Annotated in this window: 23 protein-coding genes; 3 read left to right on the top strand and 20 right to left on the bottom strand. The window is 35.8% G+C overall.

What is annotated here, in order from left to right:
- Window positions 1-2: 2 nt before the first annotated feature.
- The 8 genes from HNR27_RS14235 to HNR27_RS14200 all read right to left on the bottom strand — a co-directional run bounded on the left by HNR27_RS14235 (window position 3) and on the right by HNR27_RS14200 (window position 10,051).
- A complete protein-coding gene (locus tag HNR27_RS14235; RefSeq protein ID WP_429340239.1) occupies window positions 3-1,478 on the bottom strand; it encodes a UDP-N-acetylmuramoyl-L-alanyl-D-glutamate--2,6-diaminopimelate ligase in 1,476 nt (491 codons plus the stop codon).
- A gap of 159 nt (window positions 1,479-1,637) precedes the next feature.
- Window positions 1,638-3,587: a stage V sporulation protein D gene (locus tag HNR27_RS14230; protein ID WP_429340238.1), complete on the bottom strand. Its 1,950-nt coding sequence runs from the start codon at window positions 3,585-3,587 to the stop codon at window positions 1,638-1,640.
- 86 nt (window positions 3,588-3,673) lie between these two features.
- Window positions 3,674-5,920 carry a penicillin-binding protein gene (locus tag HNR27_RS14225; RefSeq protein ID WP_429340237.1) on the bottom strand — a complete coding sequence of 749 codons (2,247 nt, stop codon included), beginning with the start codon at window positions 5,918-5,920 and terminating at the stop codon, window positions 3,674-3,676.
- Window positions 5,921-5,935: 15 nt separating this feature from the next.
- Complete coding sequence (gene ftsL / locus HNR27_RS14220; RefSeq protein ID WP_212919551.1) at window positions 5,936-6,304, bottom strand: cell division protein FtsL; 369 nt, start codon at window positions 6,302-6,304, stop codon at window positions 5,936-5,938.
- Window positions 6,304-7,281 carry a 16S rRNA (cytosine(1402)-N(4))-methyltransferase RsmH gene (rsmH, locus tag HNR27_RS14215; protein ID WP_429340236.1) on the bottom strand — a complete coding sequence of 326 codons (978 nt, stop codon included), beginning with the start codon at window positions 7,279-7,281 and terminating at the stop codon, window positions 6,304-6,306. Before rsmH ends, ftsL begins: the two co-directional genes overlap by 1 nt.
- 32 nt (window positions 7,282-7,313) lie before the next feature.
- Window positions 7,314-7,745, bottom strand: a complete 432-nt coding sequence (gene mraZ, locus HNR27_RS14210; protein WP_429340235.1) for a division/cell wall cluster transcriptional repressor MraZ — start codon at window positions 7,743-7,745, stop codon at window positions 7,314-7,316.
- A gap of 226 nt (window positions 7,746-7,971) precedes the next feature.
- Complete coding sequence (bshC, locus tag HNR27_RS14205; RefSeq protein WP_429340234.1) at window positions 7,972-9,582, bottom strand: bacillithiol biosynthesis cysteine-adding enzyme BshC; 1,611 nt, start codon at window positions 9,580-9,582, stop codon at window positions 7,972-7,974.
- Between the two features lie 88 nt (window positions 9,583-9,670).
- Complete coding sequence (locus HNR27_RS14200) at window positions 9,671-10,051, bottom strand: DUF3397 domain-containing protein (RefSeq protein WP_429340233.1); 381 nt, start codon at window positions 10,049-10,051, stop codon at window positions 9,671-9,673.
- 188 nt (window positions 10,052-10,239) lie between these two features.
- Here HNR27_RS14200 and HNR27_RS14195 point away from each other — a divergent pair, with 188 nt between their 5' ends.
- On the top strand, window positions 10,240-10,719 hold the full coding sequence (locus tag HNR27_RS14195; protein ID WP_429340232.1) for an N-acetyltransferase: 480 nt from the start codon (window positions 10,240-10,242) through the stop codon (window positions 10,717-10,719).
- 127 nt (window positions 10,720-10,846) lie between these two features.
- Here the strand turns inward: HNR27_RS14195 and HNR27_RS14190 are convergent, their stop codons facing one another.
- The 4 genes from HNR27_RS14190 to HNR27_RS14175 form a co-directional block, all read right to left on the bottom strand.
- On the bottom strand, window positions 10,847-11,332 hold the full coding sequence (locus HNR27_RS14190; RefSeq protein WP_212919545.1) for an RsfA family transcriptional regulator: 486 nt from the start codon (window positions 11,330-11,332) through the stop codon (window positions 10,847-10,849).
- 90 nt (window positions 11,333-11,422) lie between these two features.
- On the bottom strand, window positions 11,423-12,184 hold the full coding sequence (locus HNR27_RS14185) for an enoyl-CoA hydratase/isomerase family protein (RefSeq protein WP_429340231.1): 762 nt from the start codon (window positions 12,182-12,184) through the stop codon (window positions 11,423-11,425).
- 84 nt (window positions 12,185-12,268) lie between these two features.
- The gene (gene rpmF / locus HNR27_RS14180) at window positions 12,269-12,442 is read right to left on the bottom strand and encodes a 50S ribosomal protein L32 (protein WP_212919544.1); all 174 of its coding nucleotides are present in this window, start codon (window positions 12,440-12,442) and stop codon (window positions 12,269-12,271) included.
- 47 nt (window positions 12,443-12,489) lie between these two features.
- On the bottom strand, window positions 12,490-13,017 hold the full coding sequence (locus tag HNR27_RS14175) for a YceD family protein (protein ID WP_429340230.1): 528 nt from the start codon (window positions 13,015-13,017) through the stop codon (window positions 12,490-12,492).
- A 247-nt stretch (window positions 13,018-13,264) separates the two neighbouring features.
- Here HNR27_RS14175 and HNR27_RS14170 point away from each other — a divergent pair, with 247 nt between their 5' ends.
- Window positions 13,265-14,479, top strand: coding sequence for a nucleotidyltransferase (locus HNR27_RS14170; RefSeq protein WP_429340229.1), 1,215 nt, complete (start codon window positions 13,265-13,267; stop codon window positions 14,477-14,479).
- Between the two features lie 75 nt (window positions 14,480-14,554).
- Here the strand turns inward: HNR27_RS14170 and HNR27_RS14165 are convergent, their stop codons facing one another.
- Window positions 14,555-15,577: a SepM family pheromone-processing serine protease gene (locus tag HNR27_RS14165; RefSeq protein WP_429340228.1), complete on the bottom strand. Its 1,023-nt coding sequence runs from the start codon at window positions 15,575-15,577 to the stop codon at window positions 14,555-14,557.
- A 219-nt stretch (window positions 15,578-15,796) separates the two neighbouring features.
- Here HNR27_RS14165 and ylbJ point away from each other — a divergent pair, with 219 nt between their 5' ends.
- Window positions 15,797-17,005, top strand: a complete 1,209-nt coding sequence (ylbJ, locus tag HNR27_RS14160; protein ID WP_212919540.1) for a sporulation integral membrane protein YlbJ — start codon at window positions 15,797-15,799, stop codon at window positions 17,003-17,005.
- A 46-nt stretch (window positions 17,006-17,051) separates the two neighbouring features.
- On the opposite strand, the gene coaD is transcribed toward ylbJ, so the two are convergent.
- From coaD to HNR27_RS14125, 7 genes are all read right to left on the bottom strand, one after another.
- Window positions 17,052-17,537, bottom strand: coding sequence for a pantetheine-phosphate adenylyltransferase (gene coaD, locus HNR27_RS14155; RefSeq protein WP_212919539.1), 486 nt, complete (start codon window positions 17,535-17,537; stop codon window positions 17,052-17,054).
- A gap of 21 nt (window positions 17,538-17,558) precedes the next feature.
- Complete coding sequence (rsmD, locus tag HNR27_RS14150; protein WP_429340227.1) at window positions 17,559-18,116, bottom strand: 16S rRNA (guanine(966)-N(2))-methyltransferase RsmD; 558 nt, start codon at window positions 18,114-18,116, stop codon at window positions 17,559-17,561.
- 552 nt (window positions 18,117-18,668) lie between these two features.
- Window positions 18,669-18,944, bottom strand: a complete 276-nt coding sequence (locus tag HNR27_RS14145) for a YlbG family protein (protein WP_429340226.1) — start codon at window positions 18,942-18,944, stop codon at window positions 18,669-18,671.
- Between the two features lie 76 nt (window positions 18,945-19,020).
- Window positions 19,021-19,461, bottom strand: coding sequence for a YlbF/YmcA family competence regulator (locus tag HNR27_RS14140; protein WP_429340225.1), 441 nt, complete (start codon window positions 19,459-19,461; stop codon window positions 19,021-19,023).
- A 54-nt stretch (window positions 19,462-19,515) separates the two neighbouring features.
- Complete coding sequence (locus HNR27_RS14135; RefSeq protein ID WP_429340271.1) at window positions 19,516-19,749, bottom strand: YlbE-like family protein; 234 nt, start codon at window positions 19,747-19,749, stop codon at window positions 19,516-19,518.
- A gap of 8 nt (window positions 19,750-19,757) precedes the next feature.
- Window positions 19,758-20,153 (bottom strand): YlbD family protein, encoded by a 396-nt coding sequence (ylbD, locus tag HNR27_RS14130; RefSeq protein WP_212919535.1) that lies wholly within the window; start codon window positions 20,151-20,153, stop codon window positions 19,758-19,760.
- Between the two features lie 249 nt (window positions 20,154-20,402).
- On the bottom strand, window positions 20,403-21,473 hold the full coding sequence (locus tag HNR27_RS14125; protein ID WP_429340224.1) for a CAP domain-containing protein: 1,071 nt from the start codon (window positions 21,471-21,473) through the stop codon (window positions 20,403-20,405).
- Between the last annotated feature and the right edge of the window lie 253 nt (window positions 21,474-21,726).

The following is a 21,726-nucleotide window of genomic DNA, read 5'->3' as shown; positions in this document are numbered from 1 at the left end:
CTTCATGTCTCCTTAGCTATCAATGCTTCTTTGGCAACTTCTCGATCATCAAAATGATACTTCGTATGCCCAACCAGTTGATATGTTTCATGTCCCTTTCCAGCAATTAGAATTACATCGTCCTCTTTCGCTTGCTGGATGGCATAGAAGATTGCCTTTTTCCGGTTAATGATAACCTCATAGGTTCCAAATGAATCTGGAAGACCTTCTGTCATATCGGATAAAATGTCATTCGGATCCTCTGTACGAGGATTATCGGATGTGAAAATTGCATTATCGGCATATTTTATTGCTATCCTTGCCATTAAAGGCCTTTTTGTTCGATCACGGTCGCCGCCACAGCCAACTACCACATATATCTTTTGTTTTGCAAATTCACGGATAGTCTTTAATACATTTTCAAGCGAGTCTGGTGTATGTGCATAATCTACAATCACTGAAAAGGGATGTTGATGCTGAACCAGCTCAAACCGTCCATGAACACCTTTTATGCTTTCTAATGCTTTTTTTATCGTCAATAATGGTACTCCTGTAACTAGTGCCGCACTACTCGCAGCTAACATATTCGACACATTAAATTTACCGATTAAATTACTCCTGATTTCCACATTTCCTCTAGGGGTACATAATAAAAACTGCGTTCCAGATGGAGTTAGACGAATGGATTTTGCCATAATCAAAGAATCTTTTTCTATTCCATACGTAATTATTGCTTGTGAGGTTGCACGTTTTAATTTTTTACATGCTGGATCATCATGATTGATGATGGCATATTTCCTATCATTTAATCGATATGCATTGCCCAATTGAGCAAATAAAAGACTTTTTGCCCGGAGATAGTCCTCCATCGAATCATGATAATCTAAATGATCTTGTGTCAGGTTAGTGAAAATGGCTATATTATAATCGCAACCATATACCCTTCCTTGGTCAAGTGCATGGGAGGATACCTCCATTATGATCCGGTCTACTCCTTCGTCAACCATTTTTCGAAAGGTTTTCTGTAAGAATAATGCATCTGGAGTTGTATTATCTACTGGATATACTTTTTCTGCAATCTTCATATGGATTGTGCCGATAACTGCTGTTTTATTTGCATGAAGTTGAAATATTTTTTCTAGAAGGTATGTAACGGTAGTTTTTCCATTTGTTCCAGTAACACCAATTAGCGGAACCGAATTAGTGGGAAAGTCATAATATTTTGCGGCTGCCATGGCTAAAAATCTAATCGTGTCAGAAACGACTATAACTGGAACAGAAGCTGTGATATTTTTTTCTGCTACAATTACTACAGCTCCATTGGTAATTGCTTCATTAACATAATCATGTCCATCCACCGTAAAACCACTTATACAAACAAATAAGTCTCCTTTGGTTATCTCCCTAGAATCCATTTTGATTTCGTTGATTTCAATGTCATAGGTATCAGAGAATTGTTCCGAAAATGGATATAAGGAAAGAATTTCTTTCAGTCTCATATATGACATCCTTCCTTTATTTCTCCATTATACGATTCTCTCATGAATATATAAGAGGGAGGTACCCTCTTATATATTCAATCTAATCCATTATAACAAAAATGAAAGTCTTTCTGAATCATTTTCTTTTCTTCTTAGACATGAATTTTCTCGTACAAACTATTCGTTATCTTTTTTGTTTTTATTATCGTCTGACAGGTAAATTCGAATTTTTGATCCTGCATCTACCTTTGTTCCTGGGTCAGGGTCCTGATTAATAATATAGTCACCCTTACCACTAGATTCAATGGAAAGATCTGACATCATCTTAACTAACTCACTTTTAGGCAACCCAATTAAGTCTGGAACCTCTACCTTTGGTTGTTCTGGCCAAATATATTCTTTATCTAATCCATCTTTTCTAGGTTTTACCCCCATGACTGGTAAGCTATCACCAATAATAGTTCCGACAATTGGTGCTGCAACTGTTCCACCAAATTGTCGAACTCCTTTTGGATTATCGACCGCCACATATACTACTATTTGCGGATCATCTGCTGGTGCAAAACCGATAAAGGAAACAATATGGTTATTTTCCAAATATCCACCATTTGGACCTACCTTTTGAGCAGTTCCTGTCTTTCCTCCTACCCGATAACCATCAACATATGCAGGTCTACCAGTTCCTTTTGCAACAACACTCTCTAGTGCCTTGCGAATTTCATCAGAGGTCTCACTAGAAATAACTCGACCTCTTAATTTCGGCTCTATCTTTGATACTACTTCTTTTGTTTGAGGATTTAGCCATTCCTTTGCAATATGTGGCTCATACAGATATCCACCGTTTATCGTTGCAGAAACAGCCATGACCTGTTGTATTGGTGTAACTGAAACTCCCTGACCAAATGCTGTAGTAGCTAGTTCCACAGGGCCAACATTCTCTTCTTTAAATAGAATCCCTGACCCTTCACCTTGAAGATCAATTCCCGTTTCAGATCCAAAACCAAATTTTTTAATATAGCTAAATAGCTTTTCCTTTCCTAATTCCTCACCTAGATGAACAAAGCCGGGGTTACATGAATTTTGAACAACTTCTAGGAACGTTTGGCTACCGTGTCCACCAGGTTTCCAACACCGAAGTCTTGCTCCCCCTACTTCCACATGACCTGGATCATGGAAGTGGTCATTTTGTAAATCTACAATTTTTTCTTCCAATGCCGCTGCAAGTGTAATAATTTTAAAGGTGGAACCCGGTTCATATGTACTCCATATTGGTAAATTTCGGTTATAAACGGTTGAATCCACCTCTTGATAATTTTCAGGATTAAAATTAGGTCTTGATGTCATCGCCAATATACCACCAGTCTTAGGATCTACCGCAATCGCTAAAGCGCCATCAGGGTTATATTTTGCGACTGCTAAATCCATCTCTCTTTCCATAATCGTTTGAATCCTAGAATCAATTGTCGTAACCAAGTCAAAGCCATCTTTTGGTGGTTTATATACATCGGCCAACTGGTTTAAACGCCTACCTTTTGCATCAGAATAGAAGGACAAACTTCCTTCTTCACCATCAAGCATATCGTCATAATACAACTCTAGACCCATAAGACCCTGATTATCAATTCCCGCAAAACCTAATACATGCGCTAAATCGTCACCGAACGGGTAATGCCTAATCGAATCCTTTGCTAAATATACGCCTTCTAAATTTAAGGTTCGGAGAGCTCTTTCCTGTTCTTCCGTTAATTTTCTTCCTTCTGGATGAATATTGACAGAACTAGCTGACTTCGTAACATATTCGAATGCTTTTTTCTCAGGCATGTCCAAGATTTCAGCTAACTTCTTTGCAGTATCCTCCGGGTTTGTGATTTGTCTAGGTACCACTACAACAGAAGGTGCAGTAACGTTTTCTGCCAAAATTTCTCCATTCACATCCAAAATGTGTCCTCGTTCAGGTTGAAAAGCAATATTTCTACTCCATGATTCATCGGCTTTTTCCATAAGCTGATCACCGAGTACAAATTGAACATAGCCTAATCGAAGATCGATTATCCCAAATACAAATAAACCAATAAGAAAAACAGCGACTAATCGTTTTCTAACTGTTACCGTTGATACTCGTTTCATCTTCCATCTCCTTCACATACATAGGTAGGCTTGTATCAACTATATGTTTAAAAAAACTGATTAGAACACTGTTTTTCTATGGTAAACTATTCAAATGTGTCGTTAGATTGTGCTTGATTGTTTTTACTATTATCGTTTGGTTTCGTTTTCTTTACTTCTATTGGCGTTTTCAGTTCTACTCCTAGATAACTATTTTCTCCTAGTTTAGTGCCCTCTGGAATACTTTGTGAAGTAACATATCCGTTTCCAATAATTTCCGTCTTAAGCCCTACCATTTCTCCTAGCTTTAGAACATCCCGCTGTGACCAGCCAATAATGTTTGGCATGGTAGGATCGTTAGTAAGAAGTAAAACACGCTCATTCGGTAAGACTTTATTACCCTCTTCTACACTCAACTTCACAACCTTATTACCAGATCCAATCACACTATAGCTTACTTTCGCAGAATTTAAAATACCTTTAACTTCTTCTGTAGATTTATTGATTAAATTAGGAATCTGATAATCTGATACCTCGGTTATCTCACCTTTATCAGGTTCGATATTCCAATAATGTAAGGCATTCTCCATCACATTATTAAAAATAAAGGATACTGGTACTGAACCCGATTCAATTCCAGATTCGAATTCTAGGGTTGGCTGTTTAATAGATACATACATCATTAGCTCTGGATCATCTGCTGGTGCCATTCCTAGAAAGGAGAATACGTAATTTTCTTGACCACGTAAATAACCCCCACCATCTGGATTAGGAATCTGGGCTGTACCAGTCTTACCTCCAACAGAATAATCGTCTAACTTAAATCTACTTCCGGTTGCACGTTCCGATTGAACCGCTTGAATTAGTAAATTTCTAACTTGTTTAGCAGTATCCTTAGAGATAGGTTCTCCGACCACCTCTGGTTTATGCTGCTCTATTACTTTCCCAGTATCGGAATCTACTATTTTATCAATAATATAAGGTTTTACCATTTTCCCATCATTGACGATTGCAGTTGCAGCCTTCATAATCTGAATGGGAGTGGTGGTGCTTCCCTGTCCAAAAGCAGTTGTAATTTGTTCGATAGGATAATTGTATAAAATTTGGCCTTCTACTTCACCAGGGAGATCAATATCAGTTTCCTTATCAAAATCAAATGCTTTTAAGTACTTTAGAAACGTATCAGGTCCCATCTTCTCCCAAACTAGTTTACTCGCAGCTACGTTTGAGGATAATGCAAAACCTTCGTCATAGGAAATCATACCCCATCCTTTTCCACCATTAAAGTCACCAACAGGTTTATTGTTTCCAACTTTATATTGACCAGATTTATACTGTTCTCCCCCATTATAAACACCTGATTCTATTGCGGCGGCCCATGTAAACATCTTCATTGTTGATCCAGGCTCAAACGGAGTAGAAATGGCGTCGTTATACCAGTTTTTCACATTTTCAGGATTATTCGGATTATAGCTAGGACGATTACTCATAGCAACTATCTCCCCTGTTTTAGGGTTCATCACAATTGCCGACATCCGTTCTGGTTTATATTTATTATCCACCTGTGTCATGACATCCTCAAGAAGTGTTTGTATCTTTTGATCAATAGTCAAATATACATTGTCACCATTATCTGGCATCTGAATCACTTCATTAGGATCTAAAAGTTTTTTATTATAAATATCTCTTTGATAAGATATATATCCGTTAGCGCCCTTTAACAAATCGTCCATCTCATGTTCGATACCAGTTACTCCCACTATTTCATTTTTTATACCATTCTCTGTTTTGTTTTCCTTTTCTCTAGCAAAACCTATGATATGGGAAGCAAATACCCCATTCGGATAATATCGAGAATTTTCTTTAATGAACTTTATACCAGGTAACTTTAATGCATCAATTTTTTCTTTCGTTTGTAGTGATATTCCTTTCCCTGCAGAACCAAATTCTATTTGTGATTGCCCCTTTTTAACACCATTATTTAAGCGTTCTAACAAATAGGCTTTATCAACATTTAACAAAGGAGCCAGTTGTTCTGCTGTACCTTCAGGGTCAACTACATGCTGTGGCTCCTCACTATCCTTTGAATATTTATCTGTCACAATAGCATACATTCGAAAAGTAGGCATGTCATAAGCTAGTGTCATGCCATTTTTATCAAAAATCTTTCCTCGTTCTGAATCTAGTGTATAAGTGGTTGTCCTAACGTTATCCGCCCACTCGTTAAGTGAAACTCCAGCTACTGAACCTGAAGCTTGAATGTATAAAAAGCGCCCGGATATCAATAAAAAGGCCACGACAAATAAAATCATTAATATACCCGCCATGGCATGTGTCGTTTTATTTTTTTTCATAATTTATCACCTGGATTAATGATTGTATGAATTAGCCTGCTTTACCTCTGCTGCTTGAATGGTCAAACCATGTTCTTTTGCATATTGTATAATTCTCTCTGGTCTACTTAATTCTTTTATTTCAAAGCCTAGACCTTCGTTTACGACTTGCTGATTAGTTATCTTTTGTTCTACAGATTGTATATTTCGATTCAATGTGTCCAAGGAGGATGAAAATGATACGATATACCATAATGCAACGAGGATGCAGACAGCTACAACAGAATATAATATTTTTTCACCCTTTGTAATCCAGCCCGCTTTACGTACTACTACTCTTTTCTCGACTTGTGGCCGATACGAAGTATATGAATTCTCCCAACTTCTTGCATGATTTGCTGCCATTACTTATTCCACCCTTCCTCATATTTAAAATCATCAGACCACGGATTCACTTTTTCTACAATTCGTAGCTTTGCTGTTCGTGATCTTCGATTTTCTTCTAGCTCTTCATTACCTGCTACGATTGGTTTTTTACTAACCATTTTAAATGGCGCTTCATATTCTTTCGGTATTATTGGTAGATTTCTCGGTGTTTCTTTTGGTGTACTCCATTTTTTAAATGCTTGTTTACAAATTCGATCCTCTAATGAATGAAAGGTTATAACCGCTATCCTACCATTCATATCTACTAGACGCGCTGCCTGATGTAGTGCATCATTAAACGCATTTAGCTCATCATTAACAGCAATTCGTATGGCTTGAAATATTCGTTTTGCTGGATGGCCCCCTTTTCTTCTAGCAGCTGCAGGGATTCCTTCTTTTATAATATCAACTAATTCAAATGTTGTTTCTATCGCTTTTATTTTGCGATGCTCTTCAATTTTTCTAGCAATTTGTTTAGAAAATTTCTCTTCTCCATATTGAAAAAAAATTGAGACTAACTGATTGTATGACCAATCATTAACAATTTCATAGGCTGTTAATTCTTGCTCTTGATTCATCCGCATGTCCAATTTTGCATCATGCTGATAGCTAAAACCTCTATCACCTCTATCTAGCTGTGGAGAAGAAACTCCTAAGTCAAATAGAATTCCATCTACCTTTGAAATAGAGTGCTTGTCTAGTTCTTCAGTCAAGTTACGGAAATTATTGTGGATAAATAGGATTCTATCCTGATATTGCAAAAGTCTTTCATTAGCGGCATTTATGGCGTCAGCATCTTGGTCAAACGCAATTAATAAGCCATCTTGATCGAGATGAGAGACTATTTTTTCTGAATGTCCTCCACCACCTAGTGTACAATCCACATATGTACCATTTGGTTTTATCTGTAGTCCTGTGATGGATTCTTCTTTTAGTACTGTATAATGTTTGAACATAACTACACCTACTTCAGCGATTTCGTTTTCGGCTATATATCAAAATCCATTAAATTCTCGGCAATTTCTGCAAATGACTCCTCGGAATCAGTAAAGTAATCATCCCAATTTTCGCTAGCCCAGAATTCAATTCGATTGGATACACCGATTACCACACACTCTTTGTCTAAACCTGCATAATTACGTAGAGGCTGTGGTATGTTTATCCTTCCCTGCTTATCAACTTCGCATTCTACAGCTCCAGAGAAGAAAAATCGCGTAAAGGCTCTAGCATCTTTTTTTGTGAGTGGGAGTTTTTTTAATTTTTCTTCCAATATAGCCCATTCGCTCATGGGGTAAGCAAACAAGCATTTATCAAGACCACGGGTGACAACAAAACGCTCTCCAAGCTCTTCTCGGAACTTAGAAGGTACGATAATTCTTCCCTTTGTATCAAAGTTATGCTGAAATTCACCCATGAACATTTACAATGCCCCCACTTTCATAAATCAATATTACCACATCCCCCCACTTTTCACCACCATTTTTTTAATATAACGGATTATTATTGATAAAAAGTGGTTAAAAACAAAAAAATAACTGCCTTATAACCATGAGCAGCACTTGAAAACACCTGATTAAATAAGGGTTTTCACTGATACTGCAATGAATAAGACAGTTATTCAAATAAGTGGTGGGAGGTGGTGGGGACTATAGATAGATAATAAAATGCTCTTCTTCCACCGAACACTCTTTACAGCAGATTTCTCTAAAGAAGTCTAATCCATATTCGTTTAGAAAAGGTAACGGATTCCAAACTCTTTCCTGTAAACCATCAGGATGTAATAGATTTTCTAACAAAGAGAAATCTTCTAGTTCTTTATGATATTTTTCCTTTAAGGCATTTTCAATTCGCTTTTCTAAAAATTCGATATCCCGAATTAAATAAGCCAAATTTTTATGCGCCAATTCACCAACATCTGAGCGAGTCTTTTCAGCTATCTCCAGCAATGGCCTATGGATTTCGGTGATACTACGTTTGATTTGACTTGCAGTTTCGCCTACTGGAGGTTCCATTTTATCTTGAAACCATTTATCGCGAATAGCCACTACCCCGTGATTAACAGCTACTTCAATTGGTATGTTATATTTTTGCATAATCTTTTTAGCCTTTGGTTCTAAATAGGTAAACGATAGTCGAGGAACTACAGGTGGCATTTTAATACCTAACCCGTGAAAAGCAGATTTTAACACAGACCAATAGCTAATTTCTCCTGGCCCACCTATAAACGCTAAAGTAGGAAACAATAAGTCTTGCATTAATGGACGTGTAATAACATTATTGCTTAATTGCTCTGGATGTTGTTTTGCCACATGAAGAATTTCTTCCACACGAAGAATAATTTCATTCTGCTTTCCAATCCAATTACCTTCTGCATCTTTGTTTAACAGTATTCTTTCTCCATTCAAATGATAAAATAGATTACCACTTTCAAGTGATACATCGAGGTCAATGGTATACCCTTTATTCGTTAATTTCTCAATACTTTCTACAACACCTGCACTGATTTCTTCTTGCTTCATAATCATTTGTGCAAAATATTCACTCTCTAGCTCTCGTACTTGTTTATTACCGGAATCTATTAGGACAAGGCCTTCCTCTGGAAATAGGCGAAAAATAAGCTGCGCAAAGAAATCTACATAATTATTGGAGTGCTCCAAGCAATCTACTATCATGTTATTTAATTCATTCGTAAATTTAGTTTCTGATATTTGATTAAGAATTGTTTTGAGCCAGTCCTGTACAACCTTATGATCTATATCCATTTGCGAAATGGACAGCTTTTCGTCGTTTCGTATTGGAAGCTTATATTTTTTAAATGATTTACGCCCCATGTATACATGATTAATTTCTTCAAAATCATGATCTTCACCTGCTATCCAAAAAACAGGAATTACTGGAATACCTAATTCCTTTTCTTGTTGTCTTGCCAACTGAATAATAGATATTACCTTGTTTACCGAATATAACGGACCAGTTAATAATCCCGCTTGCTGACCGCCTACCACTACAACACTTCTAGCTTCTTTTAATCTTTCTATATTCGAAAATGTGGCAGAAGTCGCACCCCACATTTCATTTAATTGTTTAAGCACATGGGCTAACTGTTCACGATTATAGGTACGACTTGATATTTCACTTACTCTTTTTTGAAAATCCAACATACCATAATCGAAATGCTCCATGATGGATAATTTAGCATCACGATAATCGCGAATCAATTTATTTTGGTTATCGATATGTATCGGTTCAATTTGCATGCATTACGTACTCCTTTAGGTGTTCTATTTAAAATTATTGTACAGGATAAAGACCGTTTTTTCATGTAATCTGTTTTGGAACAAAAGGTTACCCTATTATCCTTTCAATAATTCCATACAACACAAGAACGATATAGAAGCAAAAAAATATTAGAAAACATAGTCTCCATGATAGCTTCAATGCTTTTTTTATATCAACCTCTGTATGTTTTTTCCACTGAAAGGTAATAAGTATCGTTAATAATAAAAGTAAAAAAACAATAATATAGCCAATGTAATTGCCATTAAATAAATTGGTTAATAGTACATTTCCAGCAATAATGTGTAGAATTGTGGTCCAGTTTACTGCCTTATGAAGTGCTCTAATTGGATTACCATATACTAATTTCAAGATAAAATATAATCCAACCGTTGCAACAATGGGTATCGTAATAATAAACGCTAATATAAATAATACAAAATCAAACATTTTCTGATATGTCCCTTCACCATGAACGTTATTCCATTTCTTAATTGTAACAAATTATTTACATTTTGCATTTTATTTAGAATCCAGATTTTATAAAGTAGTCTGCATGTTAAGTTTAATTATGCAGGCATTTATATTATAATTAAATAGATAAACCATTTTAGCTTTTGCAAAGGGGGAGCTTTACTATGAATGAAGTTAGTGTACAAAAGCTGTTAATAAACTATAAAACATTAGAGGAATTTAAGCGCTTTAAGGAATATGGAAACCAAGAATTATCGATGTTAGAGGATCTACAAAATAACTTTGTGGAAAATGACAGTGAATCTCCTTTCTATGGAATATATTATGGGGAAACATTAATAGCTAGAATGAGCCTATATAAGGTAGAGAAGAAGTACGATAAGTATTTTGAACCAAGGCATGATTACTTAGAATTATGGAAGCTTGAGGTACTGCCTCATTATCAAGGTAAGGGCTATGGTGAAAAATTAGTAAACTTTGCAAAATCATATCAGCTTCCTATTAAGACTAATCCTCGTATTAATTCACATGGATTTTGGGAGAAGATGGGTTTTCAGAAGGCTAAATACGAAATGGAAAGAGATTTTGGCCAAAATCCATTAATTTGGCTTCCTGAAGGAATACACGAAAAAAATATTCATTAAAAATGTAAGCTATTTCATTTTTTTATTACAAAACTTTAAAAGTGTCTATCCCTTTGGAGTAGACACTTTTTTAGCTTCATAATTTTCATCTTTCCAGTAAAATATAGTATGATTGCTTAGGGAAGGATTAACCATTATGCTTATCTTTAATCCACTTCCATAGATTTCCCATCTCTTCCCAAGCATTTTCATATCGTTCCAATTGAGATTTCAATTTATTATTTTCATCCTCTAATTTCTTAATCAGCTTTTCCTGTTCGCGTTTAGCTAAATCTTGGTGATCTGCAAAGGTTGATTTCATTTTTTCAAGTAAAATGATAGCTGATTCGATTGTATCTTTTTCTTCATTCGGCTTCAGATTATTAGAATTCCATAAAGATTTTCTTCCACCAAGCTTTCTTTCTTCTTTGGCTCTCATTATTTCCTGTTGATAATGTTTACGAATGGTAGCATTCCATCGAAATCCACAAGCAGCCGAAGTTCTAGACAATTGATTAGCAACTTCCTTAAAGGCTTCCAGCTGTGTTTTTCCTTCCCGAATATAACGTAGCACTGTTTCAGCTAATATAACATCTTCATCTTCCGTCCAGGCATCCTGCCTCGTTGCATTCATAACATCACTCCTTATCTATTTGCTATCAATGTATGCACAAACTAGGAGTGATAGAATACACATTATGATAATTTTCAAATTACAGGATTACTAATCTCGATTTAAAAATGCCTCTACCGCATGTCTATGCTCTTCTGTTTCCCATAGAGACGCACACTTCTTAACTTCATTCATCATCCTATCCTTTAAACCTATTACTCCTATCTCCTCTAGGTATTGGCTCTTAAAGATTTTCATTTGCTGAAATGATTTCGCTATATACGGAGCTAAAACCTCATCCTTATCCTGCCAATCCTCATTATTAATCAATCTATGCAGCCAGCCTTTCGCTTCCAGTTCTTCCCCTTGGTATACTGTACCTTCCATAGTCCATCGAAAAGCAAAGCTAGTATGTACTCTTTTTGCTAATAGGATTCCCCCTCCCCAGCCAGGCATAATTCCCAGACTCGACTGAATGAACCCAAACTTAGTTGACCGTCTAGCGATACGAATATCACATGCTGTCGCCAATTCACACCCTCCACCAGCAGCTCCACCATTTAATAAAGCAATAGTTGGCACTGGAAAAACGGCAATCTCATAAAGCACCCTCATCATTGTCAATAGTCTTCGTTCCGCCTCTTCCACTGACAAATTTCCATGTAAGTCGTTCAGATCACCACCTGAGCAAAACATCCTATCCCCTGCTCCTGTAATGACAAGAAATTTGATAGAGTCTTTTTTTGCTTTTTCGATAGCAGTCATCAGCTCTTCTGCCATTCTTAAGGAGATAGCATTCCGTTTCTCTTCACGATTAATCGTAATTACACTGTAATCCTTGTCACTCATATACTGGTACGTAATAACCCCCACTAAGTCTCATCCCTTCGATAATTTTTTTGTGTATAAAAAAAACAGACCACAAACATTCGGTTAGTGATCTGTCTTCATTCTGGATTAGTTGCTAACAACTTCTTTTCCATCATAATGCCCACATGATTTACATACATGGTGTGGCTTTGTTAATTCACCACAATTTGAACATTCTACCATGCCAGGCACGTGTAATTTTTTATGAGTACGACGTTGTCTTTTAACTTTTTTAGAAGTTCTTGTTTTAGGTACTGCCATGACTTACACCTCCTTCAATTGCGAAAGCAAAAACAATGAAACGATTCTTATTTTTCTTTCTCGGTATCTTTGAATAATGACTCCAGTTTTTGAAAACGTGGATCAATTTTCACTTCTTTTGTTTTTTCGGAAAGCACTTCCCAACCATTTCCCGCTCGAGGTGCATCTTTCTCAAAATCTACCTCATCAGAAAATACTCGAAAAGGAACCTCCAATAGAATATTTTCCTTTATATACGGCATTAAGTCAAGCACTTCTCCATGAATTGAGTGGATTTCGTTATCATCTTCCTCATTGATATAAGGTGAGGTCGTAAAAATCTCCTCTGCCTTAATGGTAAACGGATAAGGAACATCAACAAGAGTACGGGCACAAGGTAATATCATTTTACCAGTAATAGTAAATGTAAAAAAGAATTGATCACCTTGCATCGTACAGCTTCCTTGTACATGAACAGGAGTAATATCGCGAATATCCGTATTCATGGTTGTTAACACAGAAACATCCACTTCTCTTGAAAATTCAAAGGGCTTATTAAAAGCATTTTTCTTTAATTGTGCAATTGTAAATTTCATTGATTTCACCTCAAGGCAACAAGAGTTATTTTAAAAGGAAATTGCTCTTTTGTCAATATTTTTTCTTTACAGTGAAAAAAATAATAGAATTATTCCTTATCGGTAGCATTCCCAAAGGATATTTTCTATAATCAACCATTATAGGTAATAATTATGAATGCTAGTCTGAATCTTCAACAAAAGTAATAAGGCTAAGCTTTTGTATGTATCAGCTAAAGATAATTTATCTATTATTGGAGGTGTTCATGTGAATGTTTGTGGCTTAATTGTAGAGTACAACCCATTTCATAACGGGCATGCATATCATATTGATCAAGCCAGAGAAATAGCTAATGCAGACTACGTTATTGCAGTGATGAGCGGTTCTTTCCTACAACGAGGAGAACCAGCAATAATGGATAAATTTCATCGTGCCAGTGCTGCCTTATCAGCTGGGGTTGATATCGTCGTTGAGCTTCCCTATGTTTATGCAGTACAAAGTAGTGAGTTATTTGCAAAGGGTTCCGTGCAAACACTACATGAACTAGGAATAAATCGTATCTGTTTTGGCAGTGAATCCGGTGATATCCAGGCTTTCACGAAAGCTTATCACGAATTTACGGAGAATCAAAATCAGTTCCAATTACAAGTAAAACAATCCTTAAAAGAAGGACTTTCATTCCCTGAGGCAAGTAGAACCGCCTATGAATTAATTGGCCTTACTAGTAAAGAGATGGATTTATCTAAGCCAAATAATATTTTGGGTTTTAGTTATGTTCGCACAATATTTGAAAATAATTTACCTATTGAACCCTTAACTATTAAACGTATAAACAGCAACTACCACGATACAGAAATTACTAGCCCTATCGCCAGCGCTACTAGTATTCGGAAACAAATATTTGAAGCGCAAACTTCTTTAACTGATCTTAAATTTACTATGCCCTCATCTACTTTAGTAGAATTAGATGCTTATCAAATTAAGGCAGGTCTTTTACATAGCTGGGAAGAATATTTTCCTTTCTTACAATATCGGGTTCTAACAATGCCTACTGATGAATTAGCTTCTATTCATGGGGTAGTTGAAGGAATGGAACACCGAATTAAGAAAACCGCAAAAGAGGCACGAACCTTTTATGACTGGGTAGATCGAATGAAAACAAAACGATATACATGGACTCGAATACAGCGGATTTTTGTCCATCTCTTAACAAACACCAAAAAAACAGAAATTGAATATTTTACAACACTTCCTTCTGTACCATATGTTCGCTTACTAGGATTTACACGGAGAGGGAGGGAGTATATAAATACGATAAAAAAACAACTAAATGTCCCACTATATTCAAAGCTATCACGGAATATTCACCCTATGCTAGAAATCGAAGAAAGAGCATCGAATGCATATTACAGTATAATACCTACCCTTAAACGCATTGAATTGCAGAAGCAGGAATTGATAGGACCTGTTCTTCATACATAAGAGGGAAAGCCCGATTAGATTCATCTTTTTTAAAAATGATAGAAACTAATCGAGCTTTTTTCTTTGTCACTTTCCTTATTGAACTTTTTCTTGTAAATACTTCAATGCTTCATCAAAGGTATCAACTGGAACTATTTTCATATCACTACCGATTTCTTCGGCTGTTTTCTTTGCCACTTCGTAGTTGGAGTCTCCTCCACGTCCACCTTCATATGGTGCGAAGAATATCTCTATACCCTCTTTATCTGCTGCAACAACCTTTTTATCAATTCCACCTATTCTTCCTACATTGCCATCATAGTCAATTGTACCAGTACCTGCTATCTGATGTCCCTTCGTTAAATCTCCCTCTGTTAGCTGATCATATATTTCTAAGGAGAACATTAACCCTGCACTTGGACCACCTATTCCTCCGCTGGAGAACGTAATGTTAGGTTTTACTCGAACATCCCGATCTGTTACTAGCGTGATACCAATTCCAATTTGTTTCGTACTCTCATCTATTGTTTCAAGGGTAAGGCTTTTCTTTAGCTGCTTATCCTTCCGCAAAATTGTAAGCGTTACAGTGTCACCTGTTTTTTTCGATTCGATATAGGAAATTAAATCGTTGGACTCTTTAATCTCTTGATCATCAATTCCAACGATGTGGTCACCAACTTCTAGTACACCATCTGCTGGTGCACCAGATTTAATACTGACTACATATACCCCTTTATAGTCTATTTTTATTTCTTTATTTGCTGCAGTATACGCAACTACTGTGGAAGCCTCTTGAGAGCTTTCCATCATTTGAAACTGTGTGTGGAGATAATCATCCTCGGAAATCCCTTCCGGTCGTATATCTTCTATATCAACAATTTCATGATGTGGCAAAATTTTTGCGAGCGCATATTGTAGTGGTGTTGCTTGCCCGCCTCGAACTGTTACTAAATGAAAGTCCCCTTTACTCTCTTCGGCATTATCCACATGTACGATTGGACTTAACGCATCTGCACCACCTGGTTTTTGAATATAGTATGGCATTTTGTAAGTAGATAGAAGTACAGCTATGATTACAGCTACTATAATGGATAGCAACTGTCCCTTAAAAAGTTTCAATTGATAGACCCCCTTCTTTACCTTGTAACAGGCCTTTATCATACCAGTTTCAGAAATATTCTTTAAGCATAAAAGTCTATGGCATAATTAGGCAATGTATGTGCGTATATTAGTATAGATATTTAAAAACTTGTCCTATTTCAACGATAATACATATCCCATATTTTACTACTATCAAAAAAATAAGTACAGTTTAGCAAGTTTTTAGGAGGCAGCGTATTGAAGCAAATACTTAAATCATTCATGTTAGCAGGAATAACAATTTTCTTTGCATTCACATTAATTAAATATCCAAATGATGCATTAGAGGCAAGTATCCGTGGCTTGGATATGTGGTGGGAAGTTGTCTTTCCATCACTTCTACCATTTTTTATAACCGCAGAATTACTTCTAAGCTTTGGTGTTGTTCGATTTTTAGGTGTTATTTTCGAACCAATCATGAGACCACTCTTTAATGTCCCTGGTGTCGGTAGCTTTGCTTGGATAATGGGAATGGCTAGTGGTTATCCTACTGGAGCAAAAATCTCAGTTAGACTACGGGAGGAAAATCAACTCACACGTTTAGAAGCAGAAAGACTGGTTGCCTTTACCAATTCCTCCAGTCCTTTATTTATCTTTGGAGCAATTTCTGTCGGTTTTTTTCATGATGCTAAGCTTGGTCTTTTATTAGGTGTTTGCCATTATCTTGGCAATACTTTTACTGGAATTTGTATGCGTTATTATGGACGAACTGTGGATAAGTCTACCGTAAAGGAAAATCATAAAATTTCACTTAGAAAGGCCTTTCTTGCGATGCACGAAACAAGATTAAAGGATAAAAGACCGTTCGGTGAAATTATGGGGGACGCTGTACTTAATTCCATTAAAACGCTTGTTATGGTTGGAGGTTTTATTATATTATTCTCTGTTATTAATAAAATGCTCTTTCTGATTGGAATAACACCATGGATATCTTTAGCTTTTCAACATGTCTTTCAACTATTGTCACTTCCATTGGAGCTATCATTACCATTTATATCAGGTCTATTTGAAATTACGTTAGGGGCAAACATGATTTCCAAAGAAAACATTGATCCCCTATTATCAAGCTTAATCACCATCAGTTTCATTTTAGGCTTTAATGGATTTTCCATTCAAGCTCAAGTTGCAAGTATCATATCAAAAACAGATATCCGTTTCTATCCATATTTTTTCGCAAGAATCCTTCACGGGTTTATTGCTAGTCTTCTCACCATTTTTCTATACAAGCCTCTGTATTTAGATAGACAAGTTTTTGATTTAGAAAATATGCCCGTAATTAATCCAGTTGGTAGCAATGGTTGGATGAATACCCTATTCTTTTTGGAAGAAATTGGCCCTATCATTACTATAGGCTCCTTTGCCATTGCTGTAACCATAATATATAAGCGGATACGGAATAATTCCTAATAAAAAGCTAACCTAGAAGAGATTCCCCTCTAAGCTAGGTTAGCTTTTACTTCGATTGATATTTTTCCTTTAGTGCTTCAGCAACTACTACAGGTACTAAATCCGTTACATCTGCTTTGTATTTAGCTACTTCCTTAACGATACTCGAGCTTAGGAATGAATATTGATTATTCGTCATCATAAACAACGTCTCAATCTTAGAATCTAATTTGCGATTCATTGCCGTAATCTGCATTTCATATTCGAAATCACTAACAGCTCGTAAACCACGTAAGATAACTTGAGCATTTTTTTCTTCTGCATAATCAATTAATAACCCGTCATTCGAATCAACTGATACATTTGGGATATGCTTTGTTGATTCTTTAATCAGAGCAATTCTTTCCTGTACAGAAAATAGTGGGGATTTTGCTTGATTATTAAATACCGCAACAATCACCTCGTCAAAAATCTTTGCTCCTCTTTGGATAATATCTAAATGACCGAAAGTTATCGGGTCAAAGCTCCCTGGGCAAATTGCCAATCTAGTCATTACTACACCCCTCTGTGAACATTAATTTTCCTTTTGAAAAATAGTAATCGCAATAGTGCCACCATAATTGGTATGTTTCTTCATCGAAAACCCTGGCAAAGTTTCTGGTAAAATATCCTTTGCATCATGCTCACAATAAATAACTCCACCAGATCGAAGTAATTGTTCTTTCTCAATTGACTCTATTAATTCTAAGTAATCCACCTTGTTATATGGCGGATCTAAAAATATTAAATCAAAGGATAAACCACGCTTGCCTGCAGCAGATAATGCTCGATAAGCTTCAGCCCGAAATATTTCTACATGGTCATTTAGCTTTAGCATACTAACATTTTCTCTTACGGTTTGAATGGCTTTAGGATATTTATCGACAAAAACACATGTCTCCATTCCGCGACTTAATGCTTCGATTCCTAATGAACCGCTTCCTGCAAATAAATCTAAGCAACTACCACCTTGAAAAAAAGGACCAAGTATTTGAAATACTGCTTCTTTAACCTTATCTGTTGTTGGTCTTGTATCCTTACCTGGTACAGCTTTTAATTGTCTTCCTTTATGTATTCCCGCTATCACACGCATTATTAACACCTCACGACTACCATCATTACGTTTCCATCCTACCATAAAGGAAATAGATTAGAAAACAGAAACATTTCATAGAAAAAAAAATAAGGAACTGATGTATATTATTTTTTCCAATGTACATAATAGCATAATGGAACAGCTAATGCGTAGCTTGGTTGTTTCAAAACACGGAGAAGACTTACACTTCCCCATAAGTTCTCCTCCGGTTTCTCCTCTCCCTTTGCCTTTTTGTTTTCTACAAGAAAACAAAGGGACCTGCAGAATAATTTCTGCAGGTTTTTTTATTTTCTATTTGAACAACGTCTATTAACTATACTTTACTACCTCTCGGTCAATTAGATTAATGCGCTTATCTCTATTTACAAATAGTATTAATTCTCCATTTCTAGGCTTTTCGGTTATTTAACTTACTTTATTAGTTTACTTAAAAGAAATGCTATCAAGTACCGATATTCTGTTAGTATCAAAATTAGAAACAATTTAGCGATACCAATTCTATACTGATTATGATTATATACAAAAAAACCCCTTGCATATGCAAGGGGTTTAAATTCCCATCTTATAATCATATTGCTTGGCTTTATCTGGCTTTGCATTTTCGTATTCCGTACGAACGAAAGGCTTATAGGAACGATCTACCTTTGAGATAAACGGGTATTTTAGTAATTTCTTTTCAACTTCTTCAATTTCGTCTTGTTCCACATACATTACAGCATACTTCATTCTTTTCGATGTATATAATATATGTCCTAAACGCTTCAATTGTTTTATGTTCTTTGTATGCTGGAACCAAACAATTAATCCTTGACGATTCGTTCTCATAAAAAAATCCTCACCATTACAAGTTATTTTCAACTAGTTTATCAGAATACTTTACAAAATACAATGGAGTAGATGCCTAGGATGCCTTACATCCGCAGCTCCCTCCACTACCACAGCCACAGCCACTATCTGTTAGTGCTGCACCATCTTTTGGTACTTTAATTTGATCACTTACACTAAGAGCAATATATTGACTGATTTCATCTAGCAGACCTTGAAAGCTTCGCTCAGCAATCTTATATGCTGCTACTTTATCATTTAAGTCCATTGCACGTTTTTTCGTACGGACTAATTTCATTATCTCGGAATAATCGGGATGATATCTACCAAAACGTTGTACGTCTTCATATAGATCCTTAACATTATTAAAATCCTTTATAAGCCGATTGGCCTCATCATCATTATATAAAGCTAGCTTTGCATCTCTATACGCTTCATAAACCTCTGACTTAAGAACCATTTTCCCCAGCATCTCGGATTTATCTAGTATCTCGACATATTCAAGGGTAGCTATCATAGTTATTCACCTCCACCATTAGTTTATCATCATTTTGGCGAAAATGAAAAACAATTAATCTTTCATCATTTCTGCAAATTGCAATAGCATTCCGACCATCTGAACATTTTGATTTACTTTTTCAAGCCTTTGGGAGAAGGTTCTTCCGTAAAATCGCTTCGCTTCTAATTCGCATTCACTAATTCTCGAAGGATCCCTAGTTAAATATCGATACCATTCTGGATTATGTCGAATGAAATGAAGTAGCTCCTGTCTACTTTTTACATAATAATATACTTCCTTCTGCATTGTAATCACTAATCCCTGCCCCAACCAAATGGCTGGCGATTATTCATTGGGCGTGCTCCACCTTTAGATCCTTGATATTGATCAATTAATTCCTGAACTGTCGATATAGTACCACTTAATTGATGAATCTGTTTTTGTACTTTTTCAATATCAATATTTTCCGTAAGCTTTACTAGTTGTTTAAATAAATCTGCCTTGCTATCATCCTTCTTAGTTGTTTTTTCCTCACTAGAATCTTTTTTATATACATCCCAGAATTCATCATCTTCACCAAGTAAGGACCATTTTTCATAATATTCTTGCCAAGTCCTACCTGTACGCCTAATTTCTTTTCTTAAGCTCGGATGTCTGTTAATAAAATCTCGAAACTGGCGAACAGTCGGATGCAACTGATTATCACTCATCATCATTCACCTCATTCATCAAGCATTCTCAACCAAAATACGATGATATTAACTATTAATAATTTATGCTTATGTGAATGTGACTGTGCATAATGCCTAATCCCAGGAAAGCAAAAGACGAAGACAATAGTATATAGTCAAGATTAAATCCGATAAGTATAGTACAAACACCACACCGAAAATATAGTATACTTATTCTTCGCTCAGTCAACCTGTTCCCTGGGACTTAGCCTCCCAGTAGATTAACCGTTAAAAAGGCTTCGTCAAAAAGTTTTGGGTGTAATATAAATGGTATACCCCTACACCTAAATGTGTATAATCATCATGCAGCAATGCTTCCCGATGACCTTCACTATTTAACCACCCTTCTACAGCGGCAGGGGCATCGATATATTGTGCTGCAATGTTTTCTCCAGCAGCAAAATAGTACACATCCTCTTTATCTAACCTTTCCTTCAACCCATCCCCGTTTTGACTATAATGGGAAAAATAATGATTTTCCGCCATATCTTTACTATGCAAAAAGGCAACTTCACTTACTTTATCTTCCCAAACTAAGCTGTCTTTTTGAAAACGATATCGGATAATATTTGTCAAATCAAAAATTTGTTGTTCCATACCATATTCTACTTTTTTCCATTCATCATCCGATAATACTATACTTTCCGGTAATTCCCCGCGGTAACGTAATCCATATGGCCTTTGCTTCAGCAGCATATCTCCTGTCATCAATCGAATGGATGATAATTCGTTTGTAAAGGTATCAAAATATAACTGTAAAAATAGATCATTTGTAACTTTTACTAATGGCCGCATTCTCATATCCTCTTTGTCTAATTGGAAGGTATATGACGAAATATCCTGATTATAGGTCACTTCATTTGCAAATTGAAGCTCTGTATTCACTGATTCATATGTCGCTCCAATTGATAAGGGTTCAATCTTGATATCTTTCCCGGTCGCAAATACTGTTACAATTCTATCATCTAAGATACCGAATTGGATATATTGTGTTTTATGGTTAGTATAAACCCACCAAGTATAACCATAACTGCTCAAGTCCTTACGTATAGGTTCACCAATTGCCGCTAATAATTCTCTAGTATTTTTACCAATCCACTGGTAGATTTCACCTTGAAATTTTTGATTGGCAATAATATTCTCTGGTACCGATTTATCCGCAATTTCATTTTTCTTCTGTGTAATCATATGACTTATTCTTTCTATCGCCTCATCAGGTTCAATGTCCTTCTTATCTAATATATAAAACGTTATTAGTGCAACAATAGTAAATAATACTAATCCCCTAAAAAAACGCATTTCGATAAACTCCCTCTATTAAATCTTATATTTAACATTATGTTCTACTATATAAGAACATGCATCATATCTATTAAAATAATTATCATTTGCTATAACAAGTTATGACCATGCTATATAGGTAATTATACAGGCTTTGGAAAAAAATCGTTACAATTTAATGGCGGAATGAAATGACTGTACGTCAAATTTTTACCATTACCATTGCAAGTTATGGGAAATAATACTATTATTAAATTAATGAGCAAAAATG

The organism is Ornithinibacillus bavariensis, from assembly GCF_050433565.1.
GTDB classification, from domain to species: domain Bacteria; phylum Bacillota; class Bacilli; order Bacillales; family Amphibacillaceae; genus Ornithinibacillus; species Ornithinibacillus bavariensis.
This window is presented reverse-complemented; position numbering and strand designations above follow the sequence as displayed.